Origin of the sequence: Chryseobacterium sp. Leaf394 (genome assembly GCF_001424105.1) — a bacterium.
Lineage (GTDB): Bacteria > Bacteroidota > Bacteroidia > Flavobacteriales > Weeksellaceae > Chryseobacterium.
Genome location: NZ_LMQH01000010.1, coordinates 279,640 through 295,454 on the forward strand (window position 1 = coordinate 279,640; position 15,815 = coordinate 295,454).

Here is a 15,815-nt window from a genome sequence, read left to right on the forward strand (position 1 = left end):
TCACCATAAATTTTTGTCAATGTAAAAATAATTTTTGCCAAATAAAACCATCTCTTTTTTCCAAAGAGTTACTTTAAAAGTTTTGTTTCCTGTCTTGTTTTTCCACACTCCAATAAGGGGATTGAGTGTGCCATTGATATCTTTATAATAGCGTAAATCTTCAGCTTGATAATCTATTCCTAAAGCTAGATCATATTCCGTATATGGATCTGGTGGAATAATTATTTGCGATTTTGCATTTTGTGAAAGTGAAATAAAAAGTATTATAAATAAAAATATTTTTCTCATGATAATTGATATTAGTTACAAGGTGTTCTATTCACTTGTGTATTGTTATTTTTTAGAGTAACTCTTCCACAATCGCAATCTGCCGGGTTGGTATGATGCATCCCGGGATCAGAGCAGGTAGTTCCCCCAACATAGCTTGTTTCTATCCCGGTAATGGTAGTGGCAAAGCAAGGATTTGGATTGTAAAGTCCAAAAATTTCATCATGTTTTTTGCTTCCTATCGGCCGGATTGTTATATGATTTTTTAGTTCTGCAATGGGGATAGATGAAGGGTTTTGCAAGGATGTTTGATCGTATTTGGATATATATGCATTGTACTGAGAATTTCCCATATCATGCAAAACTAAATTTTCCAGATAAAGGCTGTTGCTTTCTGACGGTCTTTCAATTTTGAAAGTATAGGTTTTGTTTCCCGCCAAATCTTCTACATAATAAGCCAAATCTGTATCTAAAAAAAACCGTTTTCTGCATCGGTATAAATTTTTGATAATGTTTGATTATTAGCAGAAGTACTGTTCAGGTTTTTTACTTTTTCCGCAAAGGATGGGATTTCTTTATAAAGCTCTTCGAAGCTTATTCTTTTTACAATGAGATTCTGCTTGTGTACTTCTTCTGTTTGATCAATTATATTCTCAGTTCTACAACTGAAAAAAAGTATTGAAATCAACAGTAAACTAAAATAAAAACTGACGTTTTTCTTCATGTAAATTTGTGTTTTAAATTGATTAAATGTAAAAATATTAACTGAATATTAATATTTTAAGTATTTTTTTTCAAAACTACAATAAATAATTCAAAATAGAAACTCCAATTTTCTTCTCCTTTTGCAAAGTCTTTATAAAAAGGTTTCATCTGATCAGTCTTTTATTGCAGTGTGGCAAAAAATCAAAATAAGAAATAGTATTAATTTTATAAAGTGTTTAGTTTTGATATAATATGTGAAAGATAAGTAAGAAATGCAGTAGGCTGGTTTTATTTCAAATCATAAAAATTCAGATACTGAATTTACGAAAAAAAACAAAAATTACAGCAGTTACAGACTTCCTGCACCCCTGCAACAGGTTTGCGGAGCTTCCGCAAGCTTCAAACACCCTCGTAACAGACTTGCGGAGCTTCGGGAGAGCCTGTCGCACCCTAGTAACGAACTTGCCGGAAGGCTTGAAAGTCTCCTGCACCCCTGCAACAGGTTTGCCGAAAAAAAGGTATTTGCTCATCAGAATTTTTCAGTTATTAGACTGAAACTTCTGCATCTAAGCGTATCTTAATAACGTCAATTTAATTTTAAATGAAAACAAAAAAAGAGCGTTTCCGCCCTTTCTTATTTTACACTTTCGTCAGTTCACCCCTGAAATTCTCAATCGTCGTTTTGTACATTTCTTCGTAAATCGGGAGAATGTTTTTCAGATCAAACTTTATGGCCTGTTGCTTGGCGTTAATTTTCATCTGGGCTAAAAGTTCCTCGTTGCTCAGAAGCTTGATGCAGTAATTGCTCATCGCTTCTACATTTCCGATCTCAGCAAGGAAACCTGTTTCCCCCTGAATGTTTACCTCAGGAATTCCGCCCGCATTGGAGCTGATGACAGGTGTGTTTGCAGCCATTGCTTCGAGAGCGGCAAGACCGAAACTTTCCTGCTCAGAAGGCAGAAGAAAGACATCCGAAAGCTGAAGAATTCTGTAAAGATCATTTACCTTACCCAAAAGTCTGATCTTTGAAATCAGTTCAGGATTGTGCTCCAGAAACTGATTCACTTTTTCCATATCAGGACCTTCTCCGATGATGATAAGTTTAGATTTTACTTTTTTCTCCACACTTTTGAAGATCTGCAATACCTCTTCCACACGTTTTACCGGTCTTAGATTGGAGACGTGAATGAGAATTTTTTCATCCGGATTCGCAAATTGCGTACGCTGACATTCATTGCATTCGTCAAATTCAGAATTATCGATAAAATTGGTAATCACCTGAATTTCTTTTTTAATTCTGAAAAACTGAAGCGTGTCTTTCTTTAAACTTTCCGAAACCGAAGTGATCGCATCCGACTGGTTGATAGAAAACTCTACCGCGTGCTTATAGCTCGGATGCTGACCTACCAAAGTGATATCGGTTCCGTGAAGTGTTGTTACCAAAGGAATATCATTGTTGTCTTCCTTCAGCATTTGTTTTGCCGTAAACGCAGCATACGCGTAAGGAATTGCGTAATGAGCGTGAAGCAAATCCAGTTTGTAGAGATTGACAACTCTGTAAATCATCGAGCTCAACGCAATATCATAAGGCTGATACTGGAAGAGCGGATAAGTCTGAACATTTACCTTGTGAAAAAATATATTGGGATTGGTAATATCTAATCTTGCAGGCAGTGCAGAACTGATGAAATGTACCTCGTAACCTTTGTTGGCGAGAGACATCCCGAGCTCTGTCGCTACAATTCCGCTTCCCCCGTAGGTAGGATAGCAAAGTATGCCTATTTTCATTTTTACTTATTAATTTAGTTTGGATTACTTAATTTGATTTTGCCTTAAGGTCAATTCCCAATCCAGGCTTCAGGTTGTCATTGACTAAAACAGGCAGTCTGCCATGAATTTTCGTCTTTCCTTTCAAAGCATTTGCTGTTGCTGTCATTGAATCTTCGTTGTTTTCATAAGACACCAAAACCGTTGAAATTGTAGATAAATCTACATCTTTCAAAGCATACGGACTTCCGAAAACATTTAAAATAACGTTGTGCCTTTTTGAAAGTTCATTCAGAATTCTTTTGGATTCTGCAGATATTTTGTAAGGTTTGTAAGCCGTAGAATTATCTTTATGAAAACCAACCAAAACCGTTGAGCCGGCCGGAATCGTTTTAATTTCATTTGCTTTTTTGAAAATCACAGAACTTTCCATTTCATTGACAAAAGTTTGGTATGATGCTTCTTCCAGAGGTACGTAATATGTGTTTTCCTTTAATGGTAAAAGTTTCTTCTCGTCTTTAATTAAAGTCAAAGCATTCGCATACATTTCCTGAACTATTGCCGTGTGAGAAGCATTATTCAGATCAGAATTAATGTTCTGTGGATTTTTAGGAGTGTATTGGTTTAAACCTAAAAAATATTTAGTCAGTAGAATTTTCTTCACGCTTTCCTCAACGCGGGCCTGAGGAATTTCTCCACTGTCAATCGCTTTCTGAATGAGTCTTTTTCCTTCTGCCACACCCTGGGAAAAAAGCATGATGTCATTTCCTGCCTTGAATGCCATCGCATCCAGTTCGCCCGGTTTATATTTATTGGCAACAGCACCCATGTTTAAAGCATCGGTGATAATTAAACCCTTGTAACCTAATTTTTCTTTAAGTAATCCTGTCACAATATTTTTAGAAACAGATGCCGGAATTCCTTTTCCTGATTCTAAAGCGGGAACGTAAAGGTGAGCCACCATCACACCGCCGATGTTTTTATTCATTAAAGCTTTGAAAGGAGCAATTTCAACTTCATTGAGCCTGTCGATTTTATGTGAAACTACGGGAAGATCAAGGTGAGAATCTGTGCTGGTGTCGCCATGACCCGGGAAATGTTTGATCGCAGCAAGAATGTTGTTGTTTTGAAGACCGTTAGAGTAGGCGAGGGCAGATTTAGTCACATTCTTCACCTCTGAACCAAAACTTCTGTTCCCGATGATTGGATTATTAGGGTTGGTATTGACATCTACAACAGGTGCAAAGTCCCAGTTGATCCCCATTCTGTGACAGTCTTCTGCTATTTTGGCAGACATTTTTTCAATCAGATCTTTATCCTGAATAGCGCCGAGTGTCATAGCCCACGGGTATTTGTGAGCCGTGGTAATTCTCTGGTACAGTCCCCATTCTGCATCCATGCCGATCATCATTGGCGTCTTCGATTTTTGCTGAAATTCATTAACGAGATTGATTTCTCTAGCCGCATCATCCTGCATCAGAATCAGACCGCCAATCTGCTCTTTATTCACGATATTTCTGATCTCATCTATGTGATTTTCACCTTTGTTGGTATAAAGCGCAACGATGAAGAGCTGTCCCAGTTTTTCATTTTGGGAGAGAGAATTATATTTATCATCCACCCATTTCTCCGCTTTTTTGATGTCGGCTTTCGGCCAGTTTTTTGGCTGATACTGAGCGCGAAGATTTGCATTTAAAATTAATAAAACGATGATTGCTACGTTTGCTAATTTTTTCATATTTAAATAGAATAAAGACAAAAATACAACTAAATAATAAGCATTAACAAAGTTTTTAAATTTTTTGGTATCAGATTTGATTTGCCTTGAATGATTAAAATATATAAAATTTTTACAATGAAAAAATTATTCCCTATTTTCATATTCGCATTACTAAGTTTTTTTGTAGTGAGCTGTGATAATAATGATGATGTAGTGGTACAACCAAGCGAAGATACCTATGCCGTTGCTTTTGATTTATCACCAACTTTCACTAGAGTGAATTCAAATTTATATGAGTTCAACAGAGCGTTTGACGGTCCTCTTGTAGAATCAGATGTAGTTCTTATCTATATGCAGACAGGTTTAACAAATAATGGTTCACCGATATGGAAATTACTTCCTTATACTTTCTACACTAACAATGCTAATAATGATGTAGTAGATTACGGTTTCGACTTTAGCAAATTTGATATTTCCATTACTGTAAGCGGTACTTTGAATTTAGACTCAAATGCTAGTTTTTATGCGGGGACTAAATATAGAGTTGTGCTTGTGCCGGCTAAGACGGGCAAGGGAACAAATGTTGATTACAACGATTACAATAGTGTAATAAAGTTTTATAATATTGACGAGTCTAAAATCAGTCTTAAGAAGTAAAAAATATCTTTTCAATTTTTTATAATGAAAAAGCTTCGGGAAATCTTTCCGAAGCTTTTGTTTTATCTGTCATTGTCATCAAGAAGATGGCCAAAGAAATCTTTTTTTGTCTGAAGATATCCCCGGCTGTTATCGTTAGCCGGAATCTGAAGCGGAACTCTTGAATTAAGTTCTATGTTGCTTTCCTGTACAAATCTTACCTTCTCAGGATTGTTGGTTAACAGATTGATTTTTTTTACTCCGAGATTATTTAATATGTCGATAGCCACTCCAAAGTTTCTGTCGTCTGCGGGAAGTCCTAATTCTAAATTGGCCTGCACCGTATCCAGTCCTTTTTCCTGAAGGGAGTATGCGCGGAGTTTATTAATGATTCCGATATTTCTACCTTCCTGACGGAGATAAACTATGATGCCCCCATTTTCATGCATGTATTTCATTGCAGCGTCAAGTTGCTGTCCGCATTCGCATTTTTGAGAGTGGAAAACTTCACCTGTAATACATTCGGAATGAAATCTTACATTTACGGCTTCATTGAGGTTTGTTTTATCGGCGATGATGGCCATGTGCGGCATCCAGTCATCAGCATTTTCTGCAAATGCAATCATCCGGAAAGTCCCGTGTTCTGTAGGAACATTAGCTTCCGCCTGAATCTTTATCATGTATAAAGTATTTTATTTTGATATGCCGTTTACAGAATTTTCAAGCACGGCAACATTGGTTTTAATCCTTACCAAATATCTGTTAAGGATATTGTCTTCGTCTGTAGTAAGTGACTTGCGAAGTTTCTGAATTTTCCGATATGATTTCTGCATTCCCTTCAGCTGCTTGTCTTTTGCTTTCATATTTCCGGCATCGATTGCATAGAGATAATTCTGAAGGCTGAATTTTAACGCAGAGACTTCTTCATTAACGTCTTTTTTAGAAAATACAGGAAATGTAGACAATAGATTACTGATTTCTGCAGCATTGGCGTTTTCAGAAATTTTCACTGAAAAATCTTCGCCATTATTCACTTTTTTATCGGTAATTCCTGCTGCTACGGGAGAAGTATTTCCTTTTTCAGTTGCACAGGATCCAAAAACGATAATAATTAATACAGATAAAAAGATTTTTTTCATTTTTGCTCCTTTTGATAAAGGATTGGGTTAAGACTCTCATCGTTGTACATTTTCATCTGTTTGTACACTTTCATCTTAACATTCCCGTTCTCAATATCTAAAAGAAGCTGATCTATCGAAACCGACAAATCTACTTTCTGAGTAAGAAGCACATCTAATTTTATCTGACAGTTTGCACGATGCTCCTCAGATGCAGTTTCTCTGTTTGCTTCAAGAGCCATGTGATAAACCTTAAGTGCTAAGATAGATAATCTGTCTACGGCCCACGCAGGAGTTTCAGTATTGATTTTAGCATCAGTTTTTGGAGAAATATCCTGATATTTATCTAAAAACCAACTGTCTATAAATTCCACTAAATCTGTACGCTGCTGATTTGAAGCATCGATCCTTCTTTTGAGTTTTAAAGCTTCCGCAGGATCTATATTTTCATCTCTTACGATATCTTCAAAATGCCACTGAACGGTGTCAATCCAGTTCTTTGCATACAAAATACGTTCCAAACTGTTGAGTTCGTATGGGTTGTTTATTGGGGTATCTACGTTATCTAAAACATGATAGTCTTCAATACTCTGATTGAAGACTTTCCAGGCAGTCTCGGTAAAATTCATTCAGAAAAACTATTTAGTTTACAGTAGTATTGCTGCTGTTTGATGCAGGGTTTTCTTTTTTAACCTCGGTAGTTTTATCTTCTTCTTTTACAGAATCCTTAAATTCTTTAATACCAGATCCTAATCCTCTCATCAGTTCCGGAATCTTTTTTCCTCCAAATAGTAATAAAACTACCAGGATCACGATAATCCAATGCCAGGCAGCAAATGGAGTTAATATTGTTAATGTATACATGTCTAAATTTTTTACAAAGTTAATCTTTTTTTAATACGAAATCCAACCTAATGGATCTACCGGTGTTGTACCGTTCCAAACCTGAAAGTCAAGTGTATAAGCTCCATCAAAATCCTGACCAACTGCACCAACTGACGATCCCGCCGATACCTGCTGTCCTTTCGAAACACTTACACTCGAAAGATTTGAATATATAGTAAAGTACGATCCATGCTTTACGATTACTGTTTTAGTGCCGTCGTTATTGGCAATTACAGAATTTACACTTCCAGGGAAAACAGCTTTTGCTCTTGAACCTGCCGGTACTGAAATTTTAATACCACTGTTTTCTTCTTTGATATTTTTAAATACAGGATGCTGCTGAATACCAAATCTGTGCGTGATCTGACCTTTATCGACAGGGAAACCTATTTTCCCTCGGTTTTCAGCGAAATTGTTTCCTGCGATACCAGATGAAACCCCAAAATTGGTATAAGCTTTTGTTTCAGCCACTTTCTTTTCATCTTCTTTTTTCTTGTCTAATGCAGCTTCCGCATCTCTTGCAACTTTTAATTTATTTGCAGCCTCTCTCGCTTTTTCGTTAGCTTCATCTGATGCTTTTTTAGCGGCCACTCTTCTTTCTTCATCTCTAGCATTAGCCGCGGCTTTTGCAGCATCTGCGGTACGTTTTCTTTCTTCTTCTTCTCTTTTAGCAGCTAATTCGTTGGCTTTTTTTGCTTCGGCTTCGGCAATTTTTCTTTCTCTTTCCAGAGCTTCTGCACGTGCTTTGTTTTCTGCTTCAATTCTCGCCTTTTCTCTTTCTGCTGCAATTTTGGCGAGACGTATCTTCTCAGCTTCAGCCTTTCTTCGGGATTCTTCCTCTGCCTTGGCTATTCTTATTTCTTCTGCAATGATTGATCTGATCTGACCTTCAAGTGCTTTAGAACGTACCTGTTTTTGTTTTAGTTCAGCGGTAAGCACACCTTCATTTTTCTTAAATTCAGCTACCAACTGCTCCTTTTGTTTTCTCTCAACTTCAATGGTTGAAAGATCTTTTTTCTGGTTTACTAATAGATTTTCCTTTGCATCAGCTGATCTTTTCTTAGATTCAACAGACTTTTTCAGTTCAACTGCTGCATTGGTAATCTCTGCCGCTTTCTTGTCCTGATATTCAGCATATCTTTTCAGATACTGAACCCTTCTCAGTGCTTCACCAATATTTTTTGAAGACAGTATAAATGTTACTTTGTTCTGAACTCCTTTATTTTTGTAAGCTCTAATGAGAACCTCAGCGTAATTCTTTCTTAAAACAGAAAGTTCTTTATTCTGCCTGTTGATTTCGAGCTGACGGAGATATATTTCGTTCTCAATAAACTTTTTTTCTTTCTGAGTATTGTTGTAAACTTTCTCTCTTAGAGCCAGTTTCTGGTTTACATTAGTCAGATAGGAAACAGAAAGTTTAGATTCATTTCTGGTTTTTGCCAGTTGTGAATTGATCTGAGCAATCTGCTTCTTCAGATCTGCACTTTCTTTCTGCAGTTGTTCCTTGCTTTTCTGTGCACTTACAAATCCGAAGATGAGAATGCTCAGAATGAGACTGATTCTTTTGATCATTTGATTTCAATTTTCTTATAGGAAGACGGTACAGAATAAGGTGTATCCATCCTCGAAAAAACAAAATTCGTATTTTCTAATAAAATCTGACTGTTTTTGCTTCCTTTTATAATTATTTTAACATTCTTCGGAAGCTTCACATTGTTTGGCTGCGTTTCCCAGTTTGAATATACGATTTCTACTGCGTCATCGGATTTCACATCTTTCAGTTTTAAGTCTGTTAAATTGTAATCTTCTGAGTATTGTAGGTTTAGCTTGTATTCACGTTCGCCACCTGCAGTTGTGAATTTCAGATTTGAAACAGATTCCATCTGGTAGCCCTGCATATTGTTGGTAATCTTTGAATTCCGGTTGCTGATGGTGAAAAATGTACGTCCAATTAATAATTTTTCAAGATTTTTGTAGTCGAAAAAATTAACATTCAATAGGTTATTTAAATATTCAAAATCAGAATCGATGTAGTTTTTGTTATAGCGGTCCATTGCTTTAATTCCATCAGGAGTTATGAGTGCTCTGGCAGCAGGAATTACTAAAAATGAAATATTCGACCATATTTTTTTGTCGGTTTCAATATAGATTGTAGCATCAAGCGGACTCACCCGAATATTATCAGCCGTTATTTTGCTTGATATTTTCAGGTAGTCAAATTTTTCATGAAGATAAATTTTCTCGTAGAAATTAAGTCTGTCTGCCACATTTGAACCGGCATCAATGGGTTCATTCGGATCTGAATTTTTAATAACGAGACTGTCTGAATTCTGTGCACTGTCATTCACCGCTTTTTTGGATTTACAGCTGAAAATGAACAAGGTAAGAATGACTAAAGGAATCCATTTTTTCATATAAAAATTTGCTAAAACTTTGCAATATTAACGCCAAACCACACAAAAGATTTTGTGTGGTCCGCAATTATTTATTTAAAGATACTCATTTAAGATGACTTACTTGGGGAAAAATCCAAAACAGAAAAATCACCTAAAGAAATTTCTCTTGCAACTCCAAAGTATTGCGCAGAATTTCCAATCATTGAATTGGAAAGATTTCCGTGGTTGATTTTGGTATTTTCCTGAATCAGAGAGTTTTCAATATTTGAATTCACCACTTCAGTATTGTTTCCCAGAGAAACGCCGGGCCCGATTTTAGAGTTTGAAATTTTTACGTTTTCACCAATAAAACAAGGCTGAATGATTAAAGAATTTTCAATATTTGCTGAAATTGGGAAATGAGACATTGCTTCTCTTTCATATTCCAAAATTTTTGAGTTGGTTTCTACTGTTGCATTTTTATTACCACAGTCCATCCAGTCATTCACTTTCCCGAGGCTGAATTTTCCACCTTTTGCTCTGAGGTTTTCCAACGCGGTTGTCAGCTGATATTCTCCACCGTTTTTAATATCATTATCCATGATATAATTGATTTCGCTCATCAGTTTTTCAGCAGAATTAAAATAGTAAATTCCAATAATCGCCAGATCAGATACAAATTCCTGTGGTTTTTCCACGAAATCTGTAATGAAACCGTAGTTGTCTAATTTTACAACACCAAAAGCGGAAGGATCTTCTACGCTTTTTACCCAGATTACACCGTCAGCATTTTTATCTAAAATAAAATCTGCACGGAACAAAGTATCGGCATAAGCAATCACAACATTTCCTTCCATTGAAGCTTCGGCACATTTCAATGAATGAGCTGTTCCCAATGGTTCCAACTGATGATAAATACTGCCTTTTGCACCCAATTTTTCTGCAATATTAAGAAGAGATCTTTCAATTTCAGGACCGAAATCTCCGATGATAAATGCTACTTCTTCGATTTCTTCACCAGCCACTTTGGCAATATCTTCTACAAGTCTCTGTACGATTGGTTTTCCTGCAATAGGTATAAGAGGTTTTGGAACGGTGAGTGTATGCGGGCGCAGTCTTGATCCACGGCCTGCCATAGGAACTATTATTTTCATGTGTTGATCTTTTATATAGTTTAATGTATAATTATGATTTTCTGAGAATTTTGTTGATCATCGTTCTCTCATTGTATATCAGGAATCCGATAAAGAAGATAAACAGACCGTTTCCGATAAAATAATTCGTACGGAAAAAGTGAAACGAGATCATTGAGATTGCCACCGAAAAAATGATGTAAATCCCTATTTTTTTTATGTTATAATGTATAGGATACTGAATTCTGCCCCAAAGGTAGGAAATTACCATCATACTTCCATACGTGGTGAGTGCGGCGATGGCACTTGCCCAATAACCGTACTTCGGAATGAACAGGAAGTTGATGAGAATTGTAATTGCGGCTCCAATTAAAGAGATGTAAAGCCCAACTCTGGTTTGGTCAGATAATTTGTACCAGATGGAAAGATTGAGATAAATTCCTAAGAATAAAGCTCCGAGCATGACGAAAGGAATGATTTCAATTCCTTCAAAATACATCGGGTCGCCTAAATATTTTTCGGAAATCCATTGTAAATTGACCATTAAACCAGCAAAAATCAAGCAGTTACAAATCACAAATACATCCATTAAAACCGCGTAAGTCTTATGATTGTTTTTATCTTTAAAACTTGAGAAAAAATAAGGCTCAATACCTAATTGATAAGCCTGTCTGAAAACGGTAATGAAAGTTGCTATTTTATATACCGAACCATAGACACCGATTTGATGTTTTGCCTCATTTTCAGGTAAAAGATATTTTAAAAATTGTCGGTCTAAAGTCTGATTAATAATTCCCGCCAATCCCGCAACCATTACTGGCCAGGAATAATTCATAATCCTTTTCCAAAGCGGAAAATTGAATTTTTTAAAACTGAAATTCACAAACTCCTTTCCTACAATTGCCAAAGTGATTATGCTTTGAACCAGATTTGCAATAAAAACGTAACCTACACCAATTTCTGGGTCATATTTTAAACCTAAAATTCCGTTAGGATATTCCGGAAGAATTACAATAAAAAAATAAGTTAATGAAAAGTAAACCAATGAACCAATAACCTTTGATGCTGTGTACAGAAGTGGTTTTCCTTCAAGCCTTAACACCGCAGATGGAATGGTTGAAAATGCATCAAACGTCAAAATGAAAAGAAACATCACCAGATAGTTGACCTGATCGGGTGTTTCAAAAGCGTTCGCTAACTCTTGTCTGAAGGTATATCCTAAAATTAAATAAATAAAACCTATGGCCAAAATACTCATCGAGCACGTAGAAACTAAAGTTTTCTTGTCAATTTCCTTTTCCTGTGCAAAACGGAAAAATGAAGTTTCCATTCCGTGTGTAAGGAAAACCGTAATCACTCCGGCGATTGAATACCAGTCTACAAAAGGCGATGCAGCCGACGGACCATACGCATTTGTAATAATAGGTGCAACTAAGAACGGGAAAATTCTTACCAAGACCGAACTCAGTCCATAAACCGCTGTTTGCCCAAATAATTTTTTATACAATTTCTGGTTTTTAAAATGCAAATGTAAATATTAGAAATCATAATTTTCAGATTGATGCTTAAAAATCACTTTTGAAAATATTAAATTTGTGCAATACAAATCTTTATATCTAAAAAGTAATAATGAAAATTTTAATAAAAAACGCTCAAATCGTCAATGAAAACCTTGTTTTCCAAAGTGATATTCTGATTGAAAATGATTTGATTTCAGTAATTTCAAAAAATATTGCAGAAGAAAATGTTGACCAGATAATAGACGCTTCTGGAAAATATCTTTTGCCTGGAATCATCGACGATCAGGTACATTTCCGCGAACCCGGTCTGACGCATAAAGGCGATATTGAATCTGAATCACGCTCTGCAATCGCAGGCGGAACGACAAGTTTTATCGAACAGCCGAACACCGTTCCGAATGCTGTAACACAGGAATTATTGGCTGATAAATACGAAATCGCGTCCCAGAAATCATTTGCCAACTACGGTTTTATGATGGGCGGAACGAATGATAATTTGGAGGAAGTTTTAAAGACAAACCCAAGAAATGTTCCCGGAATCAAATTGTTTTTAGGATCATCCACAGGAAATATGCTGGTTGATAATCCTGAAACGCTGGAAAATATTTTCAGCAATACGAAAATGTTGATTGCCGTTCACTGTGAGGACGAAGCAACCATCAGAGAAAATACTCAGAAATATCTGGACGAATTCGGCGAAGATATTCCCGTAAAATTTCATCATTTGATCAGAAGCGAAGAGGCTTGTTACAAGTCATCATCAAAAGCAATTGAGCTGGCAGAAAAAACAGGAGCAAGACTTCATGTTTTCCATTTGTCGACGGCAAAAGAAACGTCTCTGTTTAGAAATGATATTCCTTTAAAAGATAAAAAGATAACAGCTGAAGTTTGTGTGCATCACCTGACATTTACCAATGAAGATTACGATACAAAAGGTGGTTTAATCAAATGGAATCCTGCGGTAAAAACGCAAAAAGACAAAGACGGACTTTGGGAAGCTTTGCTGGACGACAGAATCGATGTGATTGCCACCGATCATGCGCCACACACCTGGGAAGAAAAACAGAACGTATACACAAAATGCCCTTCTGGAGCACCTCTGGTTCAGGATTCCTTGGTCGTGATGCTTGAAAATTTTAAAAACGGAAAAATTTCTTTAGAAAGAATTGTTGAAAAAATGTGTCACAACCCGGCAATTTTGTTCAGAATTGAAAAGAGAGGTTTTATCAGAGAAGGTTACAAAGCGGATTTGGTTTTGGTTGATCTGGAAGATAGCTGGACGGTTGACAAAGAAAATATTCTGTACAAATGTGGCTGGAGCCCGCTTGAAGGAATGAATTTCAATTCCAAAGTTACCCATACATTTGTCAACGGAAATTTAGTTTACGAAAACGGAAAAATCAATGAAGAAAAATTTGGGGAGCGACTGCTTTTTGAAGTTGAATAATTTTTATTCATCAAAACAAAATCATAGAAACGGGCTTTAGTCCGTTTTTTTATTTAAATAACAAATGGCTTCAGACAGAATTTAAATCTCACGCGGATTTTGCAAATTCTGCAGATAATAAATATTTAAAATCTGCTTCATCAGCGCAATCTGCGTGAGAAAATTATCTAATAATCATTTGAAAATTAATCAATCACAATACTTTGAATTCCTTTCTCTAAAGCATTCTCCATAACTCCCGGAATTGACAAACCTTCTGCACGGAAAACACTCACATCATTAACGCCATAAAATCCAAAAACATTTTTCACATAAGGAACATTAGAATCATAAACCTGATATGGACCTTCAGAATAAATATTTCCTGAGGTGAAAGCGACATAAAGTTTCTTATTTTTTAATAAACCTTCAGGCCCTTTTTCGCTGTACTGAAAGGTATATCCTGCTCTTGAAGTGAAATCGAAATACGCTCTCAATGCAGCAGGCACTGAAAAATTATACATTGGAGATTCTATTACAATAATGTCAGCTTCCTGCAATTCAGAAATCAAATCTTCTGAATACTGATTGATGGTTTCCTGCTCCGGCGAACGGCTTTCTGCAGGAGTGAAAAACGAATTGATGTGAACATCTTCCAGAATAGGAACGAGATTTTTTGTGAGATCACGCTCTCTGACGATGCTGCCAGGATATTTTTCCTGAATTTTTTCCAATACAGCATTTCCTAGTTTTCTGCTGGCGGATACTTCTATTCTCGGACTTGAGATAATGTGCAAAATTTGTTTCATTTTTAAAATTTTAAATTCTTCTACAAAATTATGTACATTTGCTTATCAAAAGTTAGTAGTGAACTAAAGGTTAGTAGTAACCTTTTGGTTAGTCAAAAAATAGTTATATGGAAAATAGTGTTGATTTCGAAGAGCCTCTTACTGCTCAGCGGTGTTCGCAAAGTCTCTCGTCTGTAGAAGATGCCATCTATGTTATTGGAGGAAAATGGAAACTCAAAATTATTATAGCACTTCAAGAGCATGGAAATATCAGGTTCAATGAGCTTCAGAGAATCGTTGCAGGAATATCGGCAAGAGTACTTTCAAACGAATTGAAAGATTTGGAACTGAATGGTTTTGTGAAAAGAATCGTTCATTCAGAACAGACTCCGGTGGTTGTAGAATATATTTCAACAGACTACAGCAAGACGTTGAAGAGTGTGATTATGGCTCTTTCCGAGTGGGGAAGAATTCATAAAAAGAATCTCAAAGAAGATGTTTTTGAAAAATAATCTCCTTTAATAAAATGATTTTCTGAATTCCAAAGGCGAGACATTCGTTTTAGCTTTAAAAAGTTTATTGAAAGACTGTGGATGCTCAAATCCGAGTTCGTAGGCAATTTCGCTTACAGAAAGTTGCGTGGTCGACAGTTTTTCTTTCGCAATATCGATCACTTTTTCGTGAATGTGCTGCTGTGTAGTTTGTCCGGTAAGTGTTTTCAGTAGACCGCGCATGTACTTAGGCGACATATTGAGTTTTTCAGAAAGATACTGCACACTCGGCAATCCTTTCATCAGGAAATCTTCCGCGCTAAAATAATCATTTAATAGAATTTCCAACTGTTCCAGAAACTGATGATTGGCTTTGTGACGGGTGATAAACTGTCTCTGATAGAAGCGTTCTGAATAATTCAACAGCGTTTCCAGTTGAGAAAGAATGATATTCTGACTGAACTGATCGATGTTTGATTGATATTCCTGTTTTATGTTTTCAATAATTTGCAGCGTCTTTATTTCCTCATCTTCCGATAAAAATAAAGCTTCGTTTACAGAATAATCAAAAAACTCATACTTCCTGATTGCGCTTGCCATCGGCGTGTTCCAGAGAAAATCCGGATGAATCATCAGCATCCATCCCGACGGATTTTTGCCTTCTCGTTCTCTGGTGACGCTTAGAATCTGATGAGGCGCCATGCAAAACATCACGCCTTCATCAAAATCATATTCTTTCTGTCCGTACCTGTATTTATGGTTCATATCTCTTTTTACAGAAATGGTGTAAAAATCAAATATTAAACTCTGTCTGCCGGCTTCAGTCTGTTCCATATCATCAAAATTAATCACACTGATCAGCGGATGTTTTGGTTTTGGTAAACCTCTCAAAGTATGAAATTCGGAAATCGTTTTCAGTCTTATCGGTTGATTTTCAGACATAAGCTTTTTAGGTTTAGAATTAAATTGAAATCAGTTTCAAAT

General features: G+C 36.2%; 17 protein-coding genes. 3 read left to right on the top strand and 14 right to left on the bottom strand.

Annotated elements, in window-relative coordinates; all coding sequences use genetic code 11:
* The 4 genes from ASG21_RS04070 to ASG21_RS04090 form a co-directional block, all read right to left on the bottom strand.
* Positions 1-288, bottom strand: coding sequence for a DUF6705 family protein (locus ASG21_RS04070; protein ID WP_056076268.1), 288 nt, complete (start codon positions 286-288; stop codon positions 1-3).
* 11 nt (positions 289-299) lie between these two features.
* Positions 300-728, bottom strand: a complete 429-nt coding sequence (locus ASG21_RS04075; protein WP_056076271.1) for a hypothetical protein — start codon at positions 726-728, stop codon at positions 300-302.
* Positions 729-1,611: 883 nt separating this feature from the next.
* Positions 1,612-2,760, bottom strand: coding sequence for an N-acetyl-alpha-D-glucosaminyl L-malate synthase BshA (gene bshA / locus ASG21_RS04085; RefSeq protein WP_056076277.1), 1,149 nt, complete (start codon positions 2,758-2,760; stop codon positions 1,612-1,614).
* Positions 2,761-2,788: 28 nt separating this feature from the next.
* Positions 2,789-4,477 (bottom strand): glycoside hydrolase family 3 N-terminal domain-containing protein, encoded by a 1,689-nt coding sequence (locus ASG21_RS04090; RefSeq protein ID WP_056076281.1) that lies wholly within the window; start codon positions 4,475-4,477, stop codon positions 2,789-2,791.
* A 117-nt stretch (positions 4,478-4,594) separates the two neighbouring features.
* On the opposite strand from ASG21_RS04090, the gene ASG21_RS04095 reads away from it, so the two are divergent.
* Positions 4,595-5,116 (top strand): hypothetical protein, encoded by a 522-nt coding sequence (locus ASG21_RS04095; protein WP_056076548.1) that lies wholly within the window; start codon positions 4,595-4,597, stop codon positions 5,114-5,116.
* Between the two features lie 62 nt (positions 5,117-5,178).
* Here the strand turns inward: ASG21_RS04095 and ribA are convergent, their stop codons facing one another.
* The 8 genes from ribA to ASG21_RS04135 form a co-directional block, all read right to left on the bottom strand.
* Positions 5,179-5,775, bottom strand: coding sequence for a GTP cyclohydrolase II (gene ribA / locus ASG21_RS04100; protein ID WP_056076284.1), 597 nt, complete (start codon positions 5,773-5,775; stop codon positions 5,179-5,181).
* Between the two features lie 12 nt (positions 5,776-5,787).
* Positions 5,788-6,234 carry a hypothetical protein gene (locus tag ASG21_RS04105; protein ID WP_056076287.1) on the bottom strand — a complete coding sequence of 149 codons (447 nt, stop codon included), beginning with the start codon at positions 6,232-6,234 and terminating at the stop codon, positions 5,788-5,790.
* Complete coding sequence (locus ASG21_RS04110) at positions 6,231-6,842, bottom strand: DUF4254 domain-containing protein (RefSeq protein WP_056076290.1); 612 nt, start codon at positions 6,840-6,842, stop codon at positions 6,231-6,233. Before ASG21_RS04110 ends, ASG21_RS04105 begins: the two co-directional genes overlap by 4 nt.
* Before the next feature lie 13 nt (positions 6,843-6,855).
* Entirely contained in the window at positions 6,856-7,077 is a 222-nt protein-coding gene (locus ASG21_RS04115; RefSeq protein WP_056076294.1) for a twin-arginine translocase TatA/TatE family subunit, read from the bottom strand.
* A gap of 30 nt (positions 7,078-7,107) precedes the next feature.
* Positions 7,108-8,670, bottom strand: coding sequence for a peptidoglycan DD-metalloendopeptidase family protein (locus tag ASG21_RS04120; RefSeq protein ID WP_056076296.1), 1,563 nt, complete (start codon positions 8,668-8,670; stop codon positions 7,108-7,110).
* Entirely contained in the window at positions 8,667-9,512 is an 846-nt protein-coding gene (locus ASG21_RS04125; RefSeq protein WP_056076299.1) for a DUF4292 domain-containing protein, read from the bottom strand. The genes ASG21_RS04120 and ASG21_RS04125 overlap by 4 nt, the downstream gene beginning before the upstream one ends.
* 89 nt (positions 9,513-9,601) lie before the next feature.
* Positions 9,602-10,627: a sugar phosphate nucleotidyltransferase gene (locus ASG21_RS04130; protein ID WP_056076302.1), complete on the bottom strand. Its 1,026-nt coding sequence runs from the start codon at positions 10,625-10,627 to the stop codon at positions 9,602-9,604.
* Positions 10,628-10,658: 31 nt separating this feature from the next.
* Positions 10,659-12,113, bottom strand: coding sequence for an oligosaccharide flippase family protein (locus ASG21_RS04135; RefSeq protein WP_056076305.1), 1,455 nt, complete (start codon positions 12,111-12,113; stop codon positions 10,659-10,661).
* A 122-nt stretch (positions 12,114-12,235) separates the two neighbouring features.
* Here ASG21_RS04135 and ASG21_RS04140 point away from each other — a divergent pair, with 122 nt between their 5' ends.
* Positions 12,236-13,573 carry a dihydroorotase gene (locus tag ASG21_RS04140; protein WP_056076308.1) on the top strand — a complete coding sequence of 446 codons (1,338 nt, stop codon included), beginning with the start codon at positions 12,236-12,238 and terminating at the stop codon, positions 13,571-13,573.
* Between the two features lie 185 nt (positions 13,574-13,758).
* Here ASG21_RS04140 and ASG21_RS04145 read toward each other — a convergent pair whose 3' ends face one another.
* Positions 13,759-14,361, bottom strand: coding sequence for an NAD(P)H-dependent oxidoreductase (locus ASG21_RS04145; protein WP_056076311.1), 603 nt, complete (start codon positions 14,359-14,361; stop codon positions 13,759-13,761).
* Positions 14,362-14,468: 107 nt separating this feature from the next.
* Between ASG21_RS04145 and ASG21_RS04150 the strand changes: the two genes are divergently transcribed.
* On the top strand, positions 14,469-14,852 hold the full coding sequence (locus tag ASG21_RS04150) for a helix-turn-helix domain-containing protein (protein WP_056076315.1): 384 nt from the start codon (positions 14,469-14,471) through the stop codon (positions 14,850-14,852).
* A gap of 6 nt (positions 14,853-14,858) precedes the next feature.
* On the opposite strand, the gene ASG21_RS04155 is transcribed toward ASG21_RS04150, so the two are convergent.
* A complete protein-coding gene (locus ASG21_RS04155; RefSeq protein WP_056076318.1) occupies positions 14,859-15,773 on the bottom strand; it encodes a helix-turn-helix domain-containing protein in 915 nt (304 codons plus the stop codon).
* Positions 15,774-15,815 lie beyond the last annotated feature (42 nt).

What these genes read in the sequence shown, in the direction of transcription:
- ASG21_RS04105 (WP_056076287.1), bottom strand. Translation starts at nt 6,234, where the DNA reads ATGAAAAAAATCTTTTTATCTGTATTAATTATTATCGTTTTTGGATCC.
- ASG21_RS04125 (WP_056076299.1), bottom strand. Translation starts at nt 9,512, where the DNA reads ATGAAAAAATGGATTCCTTTAGTCATTCTTACCTTGTTCATTTTCAGC.
- bshA (WP_056076277.1), bottom strand. Translation starts at nt 2,760, where the DNA reads ATGAAAATAGGCATACTTTGCTATCCTACCTACGGGGGAAGCGGAATT.
- ASG21_RS04155 (WP_056076318.1), bottom strand. Translation starts at nt 15,773, where the DNA reads ATGTCTGAAAATCAACCGATAAGACTGAAAACGATTTCCGAATTTCAT.
- ASG21_RS04090 (WP_056076281.1), bottom strand. Translation starts at nt 4,477, where the DNA reads ATGAAAAAATTAGCAAACGTAGCAATCATCGTTTTATTAATTTTAAAT.
- ASG21_RS04095 (WP_056076548.1), top strand. Translation starts at nt 4,595, where the DNA reads ATGAAAAAATTATTCCCTATTTTCATATTCGCATTACTAAGTTTTTTT.
- ribA (WP_056076284.1), bottom strand. Translation starts at nt 5,775, where the DNA reads ATGATAAAGATTCAGGCGGAAGCTAATGTTCCTACAGAACACGGGACT.
- ASG21_RS04140 (WP_056076308.1), top strand. Translation starts at nt 12,236, where the DNA reads ATGAAAATTTTAATAAAAAACGCTCAAATCGTCAATGAAAACCTTGTT.
- ASG21_RS04145 (WP_056076311.1), bottom strand. Translation starts at nt 14,361, where the DNA reads ATGAAACAAATTTTGCACATTATCTCAAGTCCGAGAATAGAAGTATCC.
- ASG21_RS04150 (WP_056076315.1), top strand. Translation starts at nt 14,469, where the DNA reads ATGGAAAATAGTGTTGATTTCGAAGAGCCTCTTACTGCTCAGCGGTGT.
- ASG21_RS04115 (WP_056076294.1), bottom strand. Translation starts at nt 7,077, where the DNA reads ATGTATACATTAACAATATTAACTCCATTTGCTGCCTGGCATTGGATT.
- ASG21_RS04070 (WP_056076268.1), bottom strand. Translation starts at nt 288, where the DNA reads ATGAGAAAAATATTTTTATTTATAATACTTTTTATTTCACTTTCACAA.
- ASG21_RS04130 (WP_056076302.1), bottom strand. Translation starts at nt 10,627, where the DNA reads ATGAAAATAATAGTTCCTATGGCAGGCCGTGGATCAAGACTGCGCCCG.
- ASG21_RS04120 (WP_056076296.1), bottom strand. Translation starts at nt 8,670, where the DNA reads ATGATCAAAAGAATCAGTCTCATTCTGAGCATTCTCATCTTCGGATTT.
- ASG21_RS04110 (WP_056076290.1), bottom strand. Translation starts at nt 6,842, where the DNA reads ATGAATTTTACCGAGACTGCCTGGAAAGTCTTCAATCAGAGTATTGAA.